This is a genomic window from Streptomyces sp. NPDC058650, from assembly GCF_042717315.1.
Taxonomy (GTDB): Bacteria; Actinomycetota; Actinomycetes; order Streptomycetales; family Streptomycetaceae; genus Streptomyces.
On the sequence record NZ_JBHXRL010000024.1, the window covers coordinates 98,211 to 111,064 of the forward strand.

The window sequence follows — 12,854 nt, forward strand, 5'->3', positions numbered from 1 at the left end:
GCGCCAGGGCTGCCTCCTCATGGGCTGTCGCCCACGACGAGACGGCCCAGCGGGGTCCGCTCGTGGTGGACCGACCTGCCCGTGCGGGTCGTCGTGATCAGGCCCGCCGCGCGGAGGGCCTGGGCGTGGGCCGAGGCCGTCGCGTTGCTGACGCCGAGCCGGCGGGCCAGGCCCGTCGTCGTCCTGGCCTCCTCCAAGGCGTGGAGCAGCTCGGCCCGGGTCCTGCCGAGGACCCCCACGAGGGCCTCCTCGGACGTGCCGCCGCCGTCCGGGGCGAGCGGCAGGCCCCGGCCCGCCGGGTAGGCCAGGACCACGGGGCGCCCGGGCAGGTCCTGGACGAGCGGCCCGCCCCGCCAGTGGAACGTCGGCAGCAACACGAGCCCCCGCCCGTCGAGCCGCACGTCCCGGCCACCCGTTCCCCTCGCCGACGCCTCCGCCACCCGCGGCCCGGGCGCGGCACTCGAAGCCTCGGCCCGGCCCGGTACCTCGGCCCGGCCCGGTACCTCGGCCCGGTCAGGTACGTCGGCCCGGTCAGGTACGTCGGCCCGGCCCGGTACGTCGGCGTCGGCCCGGCCCGGTACGTCGGCGTCGGCCCGGCCCGGTACGTCGGCCCGGTCCGACGCCTCGGCAAAGTCCGCCCCCTCTCCCTCCGGCACCTCCCACACCCCGTCCCGCAGCCTCGACCCCGGGGCCGCCGCCGTCAGGGCGGCGCCGAGGCCCTGTTCCGCGACCGTCAGCGCGTGCCGGGTGAACTCCGCCCGGTGCAGGTCCTGGACCAGCGGCCACACCGGGGCCAGGACCGTCTCGTACGCCGCCGCCTGCGCGCGGTCCAGCGTGCGCCACGCCCCGGCGTCCCCGCCGTGCAGGGCGCGGATCCACGGCGGGGCCGGGCCCCCGCCCGCGTACACCCGCTCCAGCTCCGACCGGACGAACTCCGGGCGGCTCGCGCGGATCAGCGCGAATCCCTCCGCCCGCGTCCCGCCGAGGACGTCGAGGAAGTACGGGGCCACCCCGCCCGGCACCAGGTCCGCGAGTGGCTCGGCCGTCGCCGGCAGGGCGCGCGACAGCCTGCCCCGCCAGCGCCCGAAGAGCAGCCCCTCGTGCGGTGCGCCCAGCATCATGAGGGCCGCGTGCAGCTCCGGCACGGGCGAAGGGCGGGGCGCGAACCGCACCCCGGCGAGGTCGTCCGCGGTGAAGTGGATACGCAGCACCTGTCCGAACTCCTCGCCGTCCGCCACCCTTTCGGGCCTGGCCTGAACCTTCGCGCGCGGCCCCGCCCCGCCCAAGGATGCCGTGCATGACCCCACACCCCGCACCCAGCCGCCGCACCGCCGCCAAGGGCGCCCTTCTCGCGGCCGCCGCCACCCTGCTCGGCCCCGCCGCCGCGCGGGCGACCGCCCGGCCCGCCGCGCGAGCCGGCGGGCCGGCCGTCCTCCGTCTGCCCGCGCCGACCGGCCCCCACCCCGTCGGCCTGCGCACCTTCGTCCTGACCGACACCTCCCGCGACGACCCCTGGGTGCCCGGGACCGGCGTACGGGAGGTGAAGATCACCGTCCTGTATCCGGCCCGTACCGTCCGCGGCCGCCCGCGCGCCCCGCAGCTCACCCCGGTCGAGGCCCGGTACTTCGCCGAGCTCGCGCCCTTGGTCCGCCCCGGGCTCCCCGCCGCGGGCACCGTCGACTGGGGCGCGACCCTCACCCACGGGCACACCGACGCGCCCGCCCTCCCGGGGCGCCGCCCGGTACTCCTGTACAGCCCCGGCGGCGGAGACTCCCGCACCCTCGGCACGACCCTCGCCGAGGACCTGGCGAGCCACGGCCGGGTCGTCGTCCTGATCGACCACCCCGGTGACGCGAGCCAGGTGGAGCTCCCGGGCGGCGTGCGCGTCACCGTCCTGCGCGGGGACCCGGACCCGGCGACCTTCCGCACCATGATCGACACCCGGGTCGCGGACCTCCGCTTCGTCCTCGACCGGCTCGGAAGCCTCCCCCTCGCCCCCGTCATGGACCTCCGTCGAATCGGTGTCTACGGGCACTCGGCGGGCGGCACCGCCGCCGTGCACGCGCTGGCCGCCGACGCCCGGCTCGCCGCCGGAGCGAACCTGGAGGGGTACCTCGACCTGGACCCGCTGAACGGGTTCGACCGGCCCCTCCTCATGGTCCGCACGGACGGCTTCGACGGCGCGGAGCGCCGCGAACGCTCCTGGGAGCGGCTGCGCGCCCGGCGTGTCCTGCTGACCGGCAGCGACCACTGGGTCTTCACCGACCACGCCTTCCTCGTCCCCCAGCTCCAGGCCGCCGGGCTCCTCACCGCGGAGGCGCGGGCCGCGCTCATCGGGGCCGCCGACCCGGCCGCGGCGGTCGACGCCCTGCGGCGCGGGACGCGGTCCTTCTTCGCCCGCCGCCTGTCGGCGCCCGTGCCCCCGGCCCGGGGGAGGGGCGCGTCCCAGTAGATTGGGGGCGTGCTCTCCAGCCTTCCTCGTCACCGTGCCCTCGCGCTCTGCGCCCTGCCCGTCGCCGCGCTCTTCGCCGTCGTCGGGCTCGCGCCGCTGCCGTACGCGATCGCGCAGCCCGGCACGACCGCCGACGTGCTCGGCAAGGACAAGGGGCGCGAGGTCATCACCATCACGGGCGCCCCGGTCCTGCCGACCACGGGGCAGCTGCGGATGACGACCATCGTCGCGACCGGGCCGTCCACCGAGGTCGACCTCGGGGACGTGGCCGACGCCTGGTTCCGCACCGACCGGGCCGTCCTGCCGCACGACGCCGTCTACCCGTCGGGGAAGTCCGACGCCGAGATCCAGAAGCACAACCTCGGCCAGATGAAGCAGTCCCAGGACGCGGCGACCCTCGCCGCCCTCGGCCACCTCAAGCTGGACCCCGAGGAGGTGAAGGTGACCCTGCACCTCGCCGACATCGGCGGGCCCAGCGCCGGGCTCCTCTTCTCCCTCGGCATCGTCGACAAGCTCGACGGCGACGGGGACGGCGGCGACCTCACCGGCGGCCGGATCGTCGCCGGTACGGGAACGATCGAGGCGGACGGCACGGTCGGCGCCGTCGGCGGCGTCTCCCTCAAGACCCAGGCCGCCGCGCGGGACGGGGCCACCGTCTTCCTCGTACCGGAGGCGGAGTGCTCCGACGCCCAGGCCGAGCAGCCGAAGGGCCTGCGGCTCGTTCCGGTCACCGCGCTCAGCGACGCCGTGGCGTCCCTCCGGGCCCTGGAACAGGGACAGGAGTCGAAGGTCCCGAGCTGCTGACGGTCCCGGTACCGGGTTCGGGACCGGTCTCCGGCGCGTCGCCGGAGGGTCCGAGCTCGGTCGGACCGCCGGCGGGTATGTGCGGCGGGGTGATGTCCATGCCCCGCCAGGCGGGGAAGACGAGCGGTGAGAGCGTGGCGAGGAAGTAGAGCGCGCCGATTCCGAGGAGCGTCGCCGTGAGGCCGGCCCGCTCGACGAGGAGACCCGCCGCCAGACCTCCGAGCGGGGTCGTGAGCAGCACCCCGGCGGTGCTCGCGCCCATGACCCGGCTGCGCAGCGCGTCCGGCACCTGCTCGTACATGACCGTGGTCAGGATCGGGTTGAGGACCCCGGCGCCGAACCCGGCCGCCATCACCGTCACGAGCAGCGGCGCGGTGGTCTCGGTGAGGGCGGCCACCAGGTACGGCGGGGCGCCGCACAGCAGGAAGCCCACGGTGAACACGGCCCGGCGCGGGAAACGCTCCCCGACGGCCCCGTAGAGCAGCGCACCGGCGAGGGCGCAGCCGGCGAAGACCGAGACGAGCAGGCCCTGCGAGGCGGGACCGCCGAGCTCCTCCCTGGCGTGGACCGGAAGGAGTACCGAACTCCAGCTCTGGCTCAGGCCGTTGGTCACCATCACCATGACGGTGATGCCGAGCAGCAGCCGGGCGCGGAACAGGAAGGCGTACCCCTCGCGCAGGTCGGCACGGTACCGGGCGGGGGAGAGGCGGGGCCCGTCGCGCATCGGCTCCGCCGAAGGCACCCCGCGCAGACCCACCGTGACGAGCAGCGCGGAAAGGCCGAAGGTGGCAGCGTCGAGGAGCAGGACCGTGTCGGGGCCCATGAACGCGACGAGCAGTCCGGCGATCGCGGCGCCCGCCATCCGGGCCCCGCGCGCCACCGCGTCGTACAGGCTGGCCGCCCGGGTGAGCGAGGTCCCGGCCCGCCCGGCCAAGTCGGGGACGAGCACGTGCCGGGCCATCTCGCCGGGTGCGTGGAACAGGCCCGTGACCGCCATCAGCGCGCACAGCATCCAGAACCGGAGAGCCCCCGAGTGGTGCAGCAGCGGGATCGCGGCGAGCGCGAGACCGCAGATCAGGTCGGAGGCGATGCTGACCCGGCGGCGCCCGAGGCGATCGATGACCGGGCCGCCGGCGATCGCGGCGAGGACGACGGGAACGGCCGCGCAGAAGGCGACGAGTCCAGCCTTGCCGGGGCTTCCCGTGGTCTCGAGCGCGAACCACGGGACGCCGATCAGTGTGAGTGAATTACCGGTGATCGAGACGGCGTTGGCGGTCAGGACGGTGGCCAGCGGGCCACGGACGTCCTTCGCCGCACCGGCATCGGTATCGACGGCGGCTTCTTTTCCCCCCGGAACGGTCATGCGGCCAAGGTGACCGGACGGTTCGCCGGTGTGGCCATCCGAAGGCCCAACTCGACGAGCTTCCATCCCAGTTGGACGCGGAGGGTGGGGGCGGGCGGGTGCGGGGCGGCGTGCGCGCGGGCCGAGGCGGCGGTCTCGCGGTGGAGTTCGGCGGCCTGTAGCCGGTGGAGCTGAAGATGGATGTCGGCGTGCATGGCTCCGTGGTTCCTTCCGTCAGTCGTCTTGCTGGGGGAACGCGTGCAGGTGCACCCGTACGCGCTCGGCGCCCGGCGCGTCCGCGTCGGCGGTGTCGCGGTAGGTGTCGATCAGCTCGTGGACCTTCTCGTTCAGTTCGCGCAGCTTCTCGGCCGGCAGTCGCAGCGTGAAGTCACTCATGTCCGAGGCGCCGTGCCACTTCTCGTCCCAGTCGTGCCGGGTGCCGAGGTACGTGTTCATCTCCTGCGTGTGGATGGTCGCCACCTCGTACAGGTAGACCTCGATGGCGCCCTGCACCTCGGGGTCGGGGTTCCTGTGGAGCGTCTCGTCCAAGGACGTCCCCTGCTGGGCCGCCTTCCACCAGCGCTCCCGGCCCTTGCCGCGCGTCGGGTCGTCCTCGACGAAGCCCACGGCCGCGAGCTGGCGCAGGTGGTAGCTGGTCGCGCCGCTGGACTCGCCGAGCCGCTCGGCCAGTTGGGAGGCGGTGGCGGGTCCGTAGCGGCGCAGGGCGCGCAGCAGCTGGATGCGCAGCGGGTGGGCGAGCCCGCGCAGGGAGCGGGGGTCCAGGGTGTGGCTCAGATGCTTCTCGGGCTCGGACATGACTCAACCCTAGAGTTGCAAAGAAGAGGTTGCAAGGGGTTCTTTGCAACCTCTTCTTTGCAGAGACCTTTTTGCAGAGACTTCTTTGCTTCTACTCCTGCGCCGCCTGCTCCACCAACGGGATGATCCGCAGCGGCACCGGGTTCTCCATCACGATCGCCGTCGACGCCCGCACGATCCCCTCGAAGCCCACTACCTTGTCGATCACCCGCTGGAGGTCGGCGTTGGAGCGGGCGACCAGCCGGCAGAGCATGTCGCCGTGGCCCGTCGTCGTGTGCAGTTCGAGCACCTCCGGCACCGTCGCCAGGTGGCCCCGTACGTCCGCCCCCTGGCCCTGCTTGATCTCCAGCGTCGCGAAGGCCGTCACCGGATAGCCCAGTGCCGCCGGGTCCACCTCCGGCCCGAAGCCGCGGATCACCCCGCTCTCCTGGAGGCGGTCCAGGCGCGCCTGGACCGTCCCGCGCGCCACTCCGAGGCGGCGGGAGGCCTCCAGGACCCCTATGCGCGGCTCACGCGCGAGAAGCGTGATCAGCCGGCCGTCCAAATGATCGATCGCCACGACGGTCTCCTCATGGTCAGGATGTGCAAGTCGCACGGCCATACTCGCCTGTCGCTGTACAGATTGACCAGCAGATCAGCAAACTCTTGCGCACCTTGCCGAACGGCGGGACATTGCTGCCATGACTGAGACCCTCGATCACACCCCTTCCACCGCGCGTAAGGCCGATCCCTTCCCGGTCAAGGGAATGGACGCGGTCGTCTTCGCCGTCGGCAACGCCAAGCAGGCCGCGCACTACTACTCCACGGCCTTCGGCATGAAGCTCGTCGCCTACTCCGGACCGGAGAACGGCAGCCGGGAGACCGCCAGCTACGTGCTCACCAACGGCGCCGCCCGTTTCGTGTTCACCTCCGTCATCAAGGTCTCGACCGACCGGGGCCGCTTCCTCGCCGACCACGTCGCCGAGCACGGTGACGGCGTCGTCGACCTGGCCATCGAGGTGCCGGACGCCCGTGCCGCGTACGCCTACGCCGTCGAGCACGGCGCCACCGGCATCACCGAGCCGTACGAGCTGAAGGACGAGCACGGCACCGTCGTCCTCGCCGCGATCGCCACCTACGGCAAGACCCGCCACACCCTCGTCGAGCGCTCCGGCTACGACGGCCCGTACCTGCCGGGCTTCGTCTCCGCGAACCCGATCGTCGAGCCGCCGGCCAAGCGCACCTTCCAGGCCATCGACCACTGCGTTGGCAACGTCGAGCTCGGCAAGATGAACGACTGGGTCGGCTTCTACAACAAGGTCATGGGCTTCACGAACATGAAGGAGTTCGTGGGCGACGACATCGCGACCGAGTACTCGGCGCTGATGTCGAAGGTCGTCGCGGACGGCACCCTCAAGGTGAAGTTCCCGATCAACGAGCCGGCGATCGCGAAGAAGAAGTCGCAGATCGACGAGTACCTGGAGTTCTACGGCGGCGCCGGCGTCCAGCACATCGCCCTCGCCACCAATGACATCGTCGCCACGGTCCGCGCGATGCGCGCGGCGGGCGTGTCCTTCCTCGACACCCCCGACTCGTACTACGACACGCTCGGCGAGTGGGCGGGCGAGACCCGCGTGCCCGTCGAGATCCTGCGCGAGCTGAAGATCCTCGTCGACCGCGACGAGGACGGCTACCTGCTGCAGATCTTCACCAAGCCGGTGCAGGACCGCCCGACCGTCTTCTTCGAGATGATCGAGCGCCACGGCTCGATGGGCTTCGGCAAGGGCAACTTCAAGGCCCTGTTCGAGGCGATCGAGCGCGAGCAGGAGAAGCGCGGCAACCTCTAAGGGGCGCTGTCCGGGGCCGCGGCCCCGGACTCCCTCACATGTGTGCCGACCGACCGGGCCGGCCCGGTGCCCGGCTCGCCGGGCCCGGACCGGCCCTCGGGCGTCCCGGCGGGACACGGGGCCTGCCCGGGACGCCTTGCTCTTCACCACGGTCATCGGTGTGGCCTGCGCGCTACGTCCCCGCCGGCTTCTCCCCGGCCGTGGCCGCTTCCCCGGCCGTGGCCGCTTCCCCGGCCGTGGCTGCCTCCCCGGCCGTGGCCGCTTCCGCAGCCGTGGGCTGGGCCGCCGCCGCGGCCTTGGTCGTGGGCTCGGCCGTCCGCGCCGGCTTCTCCGGCCGCAGCTCCCGCGGGAGTTCGTCCGCCGGTTCGCCCAGCGCCGCCACCGCCTCCGCCGCCTTCGGCGCGAGCAGCGGCGAGAAGCGGGGGTTGATCCGCAGCGCCTCCGCCAGATGGCGGCGGGCCGGTCCGAGCTGCCCCAGAGTCCGCTCGATCTCCCCCCGGTGGTACGCGAAGAGCGCGCTCCGCTGCCCCTCGTCCGTGGCCCGCTTCGCGTACTCCAGCGCCTCCTGCGGCTTCCCGGCCCGGTACAGCGCCCACCCCAGCGCGTCCGCCACCGCCACCGAGCGGTGCCCGCGCGCCCACTCCGCCCGCAGCCGCGTGACCGCCGCCGCCGGGTCGCCGTGGTCCGCGTCGAGCAGCCCCAGAGCCACCTCCGCCCGCACCCACACACCCGTCCGCAACCGCTCGTACAGCGCCCGCGCGTCCCCCGCCAGGCCCACAGCCTCGGACAGCTCGCCCGCCTCCAGGACGTACTCCGGCAGCGGCAGCCGGGCCAGCGCCGCCCGCCAGTCGCGCAGCGCCTCATCCGTACGGTCCAGGCCCGCGAGCGCCCGCGCACGCCCCGCGAGCGACGGCCCGTGGTCCCGTACGAGCCGCAGCGCCGCCCCGTACCGGGAGAGGGCCTCCTCCGCCTCTCCCCGCTCCCACGCCAGGTCCCCGAGCCGCGCGAGCGACGCCGCCTTGTCCGCGTCCGCCTCCGCCAGCGCCGCCGCGTCCAGGGCCGCGGCGTCGGCGTCCTCGCGCCAGCCACGGTTCCGGTACATCTGCGACGCACGCGCGCGCACGACCGCGCCCGCGTGCAGCTCCTCCAGCTTCTCCGCCGCCTTCCCGGCCGCCTCGTAGTCGCCCAGGCCGTTGTACGCGTCGATCAGGACCGGGTACGCGGGCCAGCGCCCCGGCGCCGCCTTCCGCACCCGCTCGCCCCACTCCTTCGCGGACCGCCAGTCGCCGCGCGCCCCCGCGAGCGCCCCGAGACCCAGCTGCGCGTCCACGTTGCCCCGGGCGGCCGGCCGTTCGGCCAGGGAGCGCTTCAGCGCCCGCTCCGCCCTCGGGTAGTCCCGTACGTCACCGATCCGCGTCCCGCGCTCCGTGTACGCCGCGCCGAGCACCGCCCAGGACGCGTCGTCGTCCGGGTGGGCCCGCAGCCACTTCTCCCGGTCGGTGATCAACGCGGCCAGGTCCGGCAGCGCGGCCTGCGCGCCGGCGTGCGCCGCGATCGTCGCCCGCTCCGCCGGACCGGGCGGGCGCGGCGGCCCCTGGCCGACGAACTCGGGGACGTACAGCAGGGCCGTCGCCGCGAGGACCGCGCCCACTCCCGCCGCCAGGACCGTCCTCGACACGTTCTGGGTCTTCATGGCGCTCACTGTGCGCCCGTACGCACCTGTACGAAGAGCACACGAAGCGCCCGCTCCGGCGGGTTCACACCGATGGCCCCGGGTGCCACGCTGGACGCATGGACGATCTTCTGACGCGGCTGCGCGCCGGGCTACCCGCCGAGGCGCTCCTCACCGACCCGGACGTGACGGCCTCCTACTCCCGCGACATGGCGAGCTTCTGCGCGGCCGGCACCCCCGCGGTCGTCGTGCTCCCGCGCACCGTCGAACAGGTCCAGCACGTCATGCGGACCGCGACCGAACTCCGTGTCCCCGTCGTGCCCCAGGGAGCCCGCACGGGCCTCTCCGGCGGCGCCAACGCCTCCGAGGGCTGCATCGTGCTCTCCCTGGTCAAGATGGACCGCATCCTGGAGATCAACCCGGTCGACCGGATCGCCGTCGTCGAACCGGGCGTCGTCAACGCCGTGCTGTCACGGGCCGTCGCCGAACACGGCCTGTATTACCCGCCGGACCCCTCCAGCTGGGAGACGTGCACCATCGGCGGGAACATCGGCACCGCCTCCGGAGGTCTGTGCTGCGTCAAGTACGGCGTCACCGCCGAGTACGTCCTCGGCCTCGACGTCGTCCTCGCCGACGGCCGGCTCCTGACCACCGGCCGCCGCACCGCCAAGGGCGTCGCCGGATATGACCTGACCAGGCTCTTCGTCGGATCCGAGGGCAGCCTCGGCATCGTCGTCGGCGCCGTGCTCGCGCTCAGGCCGCAGCCCCCGGCACAGCTCGCGCTCGCCGCCGAGTTCCCTTCCGCGGCCGCCGCCTGCGAGGCCGTCTGCGCGATCATGGAGCGCGGCCACACCCCGTCGCTGCTCGAACTCATGGATCGCACCACCGTCCAGGCCGTCAACAAGCTGGCGCGCATGGGTCTGCCCGACACGACCGAGGCGCTCCTCCTGTGTGCCTTCGACAGCCCGGACCCGGCGGCCGATCTGGCCGCCGTCGGCGAGCTGTGCACGGCGGCGGGCGCCACCGAAGTCGTCCCGGCCGCGGACACTGCCGAGTCCGAACTCCTCCTCCAGGCGCGCCGGCTCTCCCTCACGGCCCTGGAGACGATCAAGTCCGCGACGATGATCGACGACGTGTGCGTGCCGCGGACGAAGCTGGCCGCGATGCTCGACGGCACGACGGCGATCGCGGAGAAATATGACCTGACCATCGGCGTCTGCGCGCACGCGGGGGACGGCAACACCCATCCCGTCGTCTGCTTCGACCACGCCGACGAGGACGAGTCGCGGCGGGCACGGGAGTCCTTCGACGAGATCATGGCGCTCGGGCTCGCCCTCGGCGGCACGATCACCGGCGAGCACGGCGTGGGCGTCCTCAAGAAGGAGTGGCTGGCCAGGGAGTTGGGTCCGGTCGGTCTCGAACTCCAGCGCGGGATCAAGCACACCTTCGACCCGCTGGGGCTGCTCAACCCCGGAAAGCTGTTCTGAGACGTCCGGTACGAGGGGTACGAGCGTCAGGTACGGCACGCGGCTCACAGCTCACCGTCCTGCGACTCGTCCGACGGCCACGGGTCGCGCAGCCACAGCTCGTCGGTGATCACGGTGGTCGCCAGGAGTTCGGCGAGCCCGTCGTCCATGCCGAGCCGCTCGGACTCGGTGCCCGGCGGCACCGCGCGCAGGGTCCGCTCCAGCCAGGCGGACACCTGCGCGGAGGGAGCTTCGAGCAGGGCGTCGCCGTCGGGGGAGGAGAGCGCCATCAGGACGACGCTGCGCCCCTCGACCTTCGTCGGCCAGATCCGGACGTCGCCGTGGCCGCACGCCCGGAAGACGCCCTCGACGAGCAGCTCGCGCGCGAAGGTCCAGTTGACCGGGTGGTCCGTGCCGACGTGGAAGGTGATGTGGACGGCGTACGGGTCGTCGGTGCGGTAGGCGAGCCGGGCGGGGACGGGGACGGCGCGCTCGGGGGAGAGCACCAGCTTCAGCTCCAGCTCGCGCTCAACGGTGGTGTTGTCGGTGTTCTGCATGGTCGTACGTCCTCTCGCGGCGGGCCCCGGAGGGGCCTTCATCAGGAGAGAGCGGGGTCCACGCCGTTCATTACGCGACTTCGGGAAGTTTTTTCGGAAAGTTTTTGAGGGCTCTCCGCAGACCCCCACCGACGCCCGCATGCCCCGGATGCGTCGGCCCGAACATCACCATGAGTGACCGATTCCGGTCTCTGTCGCCCGAAGGCGGCCTTTCTCGTGGGCTCTTTCTTCCCTCGGGGACGTTCTTCGTTACTGTCCTCCTTGGGCGCGGCATGCCCGGGGGTGCGGCCGTGGGATCAAAGGCGTTGTGACTGAACGGAGTCGGGGCAGTGGCTACTCCTCCTGGAGGCGGCGGAGAGGTACCGCAGGCGGGGTACTACCCGGACCCGTCCATTCCCGGGTACATCCGGTACTGGAACGGGGGCGCCTGGGTGCCCGGTACGAGCCGGCCGGCGCCCAAGGACGGCGAGGGCACACCGAACCCGCCGGCCGGGGCGATCCCCGCGGGTCCGATCCTGGCCTCCGGCCCGGCGCCCGCGCCGGTGGTCCCGCACTACCCGGCGGCGGCGGAGAACCTCGCGCCGGCCCAGAGCCGGGCTCCCGCACCGAGCCCCGCCCAGAGCGCGACACCGGGCGCGGCCCAGAACGCGGCCCAGCACGCGGCACAGAACCAGGGCCACAGCCCGGCTCTCGCCGCGGCGCCCGTCCCGGCTGCCCTGCCCGCGGCCTCCGTACCGGCGGTCGAGGAGACGGGACCCGTCTTCTTCGAGGACTTCGACGAGGCGCCGGTGCCGGAGCCCTCCTCGGCCTGGCAGGCGGACACCGCCCGGCAGACCGGCTTCGGTGGCGAACGCGACCAGCGGGTCGCCTGGGGCGCGCCCCAGGACCAGCCGGAGGCGCAGGTCCAGGCCCCCGCCCAGCCTCAGCCCCAGCGGCGGGCCCCCGTCGTCCCCGACCCGCGCACCCCGGCCGAGTGGCCCGTCGCGGGCGCGAGCGAGCCGGCCGAGCCCCGCGCGGCTGCCCCGGCCCCCGCCCCGGCGGCGGACCCCCGGTCGACCGGGGGAGCCGCACGCCTCGGCGGAATGCCCGTCACCCCCGTGCCCACGCCCGCGCCCTCTCCGGCGCCCACACCCGCGCCCGCCCCGGTGCAGCAGCCGGCGCCCGAGCCCGTGGCCCAGGCCCCCGCCCCGGCCCCCGCAACGCCCTCCTGGGCACAGCAGCCGCAGCCCCAGCCCCAGCCCCGACCTCAGCCCCAGGCACAGCAGCAGCCCCAGGCACAGCAGCAGCAGCCCCAGGAGCAGCAGCCGCCGGTCCTGCCGTGGAAGCCGCCGGTCGAGGACGTGTTCCAGCAGGCGGCCCGCGCCCAGGCCTCCGCCCGCCCCGCGGGTCTCGGCAGGCGCCTGCTGGCCCGGCTGATCGACACCGTCGTCCTGGGCGCGCTCGTCGGCGCCGCGGCCGTCCCCTTCGTGACCGCCGCCCTCGACCACATCGACGGCAAGATCGAGGCGGCCAAGCAGTCCGGCACCACCGTCCAGGTCTGGCTCCTGGACTCGACGACGTCCGTGCAGTTCGGCATCGTGCTCGCCTCGCTGTTCGTCATCGGCATCCTGTACGAGGCGCTGCCCACCGCCAAGTGGGGGCGGACCCTGGGCAAGAAGCTGTGCGGGCTCGAGGTGCGGGACATCGAGGCGCACCAGCCGCCGCGGTTCGGCGCGGCCCTGCGGCGCTGGCTCGTCTACAGCGTCCTCGGGCTTCTGGTCATCGGCGTCTTCAATGTCCTGTGGTGCCTCTTCGACCGCCCCTGGCGCCAGTGCTGGCACGACAAGGCGGCCCGCACCTTCGTCGCGCGATAGGCGGGCCGCGGTACGAGCCCGTTCGGAGGGGGGGTCCCCCGAACGGGCGATGATTCCTTGCGGGGT

The 12,854-nt window shown here is 73.7% G+C and carries 12 protein-coding genes; 5 read left to right on the plus strand and 7 right to left on the minus strand.

The features are described 5' to 3' along the window. Window positions 1–17: 17 nt before the first annotated feature. The gene (locus ACFWWU_RS31795) at window positions 18–1,211 is read right to left on the minus strand and encodes a winged helix-turn-helix domain-containing protein (protein WP_384150733.1); all 1,194 of its coding nucleotides are present in this window, start codon (window positions 1,209–1,211) and stop codon (window positions 18–20) included. A gap of 86 nt (window positions 1,212–1,297) precedes the next feature. On the opposite strand from ACFWWU_RS31795, the gene ACFWWU_RS31800 reads away from it, so the two are divergent. After that, complete coding sequence (locus tag ACFWWU_RS31800; protein ID WP_384150735.1) at window positions 1,298–2,452, plus strand: alpha/beta hydrolase family protein; 1,155 nt, start codon at window positions 1,298–1,300, stop codon at window positions 2,450–2,452. Window positions 2,453–2,461: 9 nt separating this feature from the next. Further along, on the plus strand, window positions 2,462–3,256 hold the full coding sequence (locus ACFWWU_RS31805) for a S16 family serine protease (RefSeq protein ID WP_384150738.1): 795 nt from the start codon (window positions 2,462–2,464) through the stop codon (window positions 3,254–3,256). On the opposite strand, the gene ACFWWU_RS31810 is transcribed toward ACFWWU_RS31805, so the two are convergent. The 4 genes from ACFWWU_RS31810 to ACFWWU_RS31825 form a co-directional block, all read right to left on the minus strand. Further along, complete coding sequence (locus ACFWWU_RS31810; protein ID WP_384150741.1) at window positions 3,189–4,619, minus strand: MFS transporter; 1,431 nt, start codon at window positions 4,617–4,619, stop codon at window positions 3,189–3,191. The genes ACFWWU_RS31805 and ACFWWU_RS31810 overlap by 68 nt on opposite strands. Beyond that, entirely contained in the window at window positions 4,616–4,813 is a 198-nt protein-coding gene (locus ACFWWU_RS31815; protein WP_384150744.1) for a hypothetical protein, read from the minus strand. The genes ACFWWU_RS31810 and ACFWWU_RS31815 overlap by 4 nt, the downstream gene beginning before the upstream one ends. A gap of 19 nt (window positions 4,814–4,832) precedes the next feature. Then, window positions 4,833–5,414 carry an ArsR/SmtB family transcription factor gene (locus tag ACFWWU_RS31820; protein ID WP_384150747.1) on the minus strand — a complete coding sequence of 194 codons (582 nt, stop codon included), beginning with the start codon at window positions 5,412–5,414 and terminating at the stop codon, window positions 4,833–4,835. Between the two features lie 91 nt (window positions 5,415–5,505). Then, window positions 5,506–5,973, minus strand: coding sequence for an Lrp/AsnC family transcriptional regulator (locus ACFWWU_RS31825; protein ID WP_384150749.1), 468 nt, complete (start codon window positions 5,971–5,973; stop codon window positions 5,506–5,508). Between the two features lie 121 nt (window positions 5,974–6,094). Between ACFWWU_RS31825 and hppD the strand changes: the two genes are divergently transcribed. Next, window positions 6,095–7,240 (plus strand): 4-hydroxyphenylpyruvate dioxygenase, encoded by a 1,146-nt coding sequence (gene hppD, locus ACFWWU_RS31830; protein ID WP_384150752.1) that lies wholly within the window; start codon window positions 6,095–6,097, stop codon window positions 7,238–7,240. Between the two features lie 172 nt (window positions 7,241–7,412). Here the strand turns inward: hppD and ACFWWU_RS31835 are convergent, their stop codons facing one another. Then, on the minus strand, window positions 7,413–8,933 hold the full coding sequence (locus tag ACFWWU_RS31835) for a tetratricopeptide repeat protein (protein ID WP_384150755.1): 1,521 nt from the start codon (window positions 8,931–8,933) through the stop codon (window positions 7,413–7,415). A 98-nt stretch (window positions 8,934–9,031) separates the two neighbouring features. Here ACFWWU_RS31835 and ACFWWU_RS31840 point away from each other — a divergent pair, with 98 nt between their 5' ends. After that, window positions 9,032–10,399, plus strand: a complete 1,368-nt coding sequence (locus ACFWWU_RS31840) for an FAD-binding oxidoreductase (RefSeq protein WP_384150758.1) — start codon at window positions 9,032–9,034, stop codon at window positions 10,397–10,399. A gap of 44 nt (window positions 10,400–10,443) precedes the next feature. Here ACFWWU_RS31840 and ACFWWU_RS31845 read toward each other — a convergent pair whose 3' ends face one another. After that, window positions 10,444–10,935, minus strand: coding sequence for an SsgA family sporulation/cell division regulator (locus ACFWWU_RS31845; protein WP_384150761.1), 492 nt, complete (start codon window positions 10,933–10,935; stop codon window positions 10,444–10,446). Between the two features lie 329 nt (window positions 10,936–11,264). On the opposite strand from ACFWWU_RS31845, the gene ACFWWU_RS31850 reads away from it, so the two are divergent. After that, the gene (locus ACFWWU_RS31850; RefSeq protein ID WP_384150764.1) at window positions 11,265–12,788 is read left to right on the plus strand and encodes an RDD family protein; all 1,524 of its coding nucleotides are present in this window, start codon (window positions 11,265–11,267) and stop codon (window positions 12,786–12,788) included. The last annotated feature ends 66 nt before the right edge of the window (window positions 12,789–12,854 follow it).

Coding starts and splice junctions, on each gene's coding strand:
- ACFWWU_RS31800 (WP_384150735.1), top strand. CDS start 1,298: ATGACCCCACACCCCGCACCCAGCCGCCGCACCGCCGCCAAGGGCGCC.
- ACFWWU_RS31810 (WP_384150741.1), bottom strand. CDS start 4,619: ATGACCGTTCCGGGGGGAAAAGAAGCCGCCGTCGATACCGATGCCGGT.
- ACFWWU_RS31815 (WP_384150744.1), bottom strand. CDS start 4,813: ATGCACGCCGACATCCATCTTCAGCTCCACCGGCTACAGGCCGCCGAA.
- ACFWWU_RS31820 (WP_384150747.1), bottom strand. CDS start 5,414: ATGTCCGAGCCCGAGAAGCATCTGAGCCACACCCTGGACCCCCGCTCC.
- hppD (WP_384150752.1), top strand. CDS start 6,095: ATGACTGAGACCCTCGATCACACCCCTTCCACCGCGCGTAAGGCCGAT.
- ACFWWU_RS31835 (WP_384150755.1), bottom strand. CDS start 8,933: ATGAAGACCCAGAACGTGTCGAGGACGGTCCTGGCGGCGGGAGTGGGC.
- ACFWWU_RS31840 (WP_384150758.1), top strand. CDS start 9,032: ATGGACGATCTTCTGACGCGGCTGCGCGCCGGGCTACCCGCCGAGGCG.
- ACFWWU_RS31845 (WP_384150761.1), bottom strand. CDS start 10,935: ATGCAGAACACCGACAACACCACCGTTGAGCGCGAGCTGGAGCTGAAG.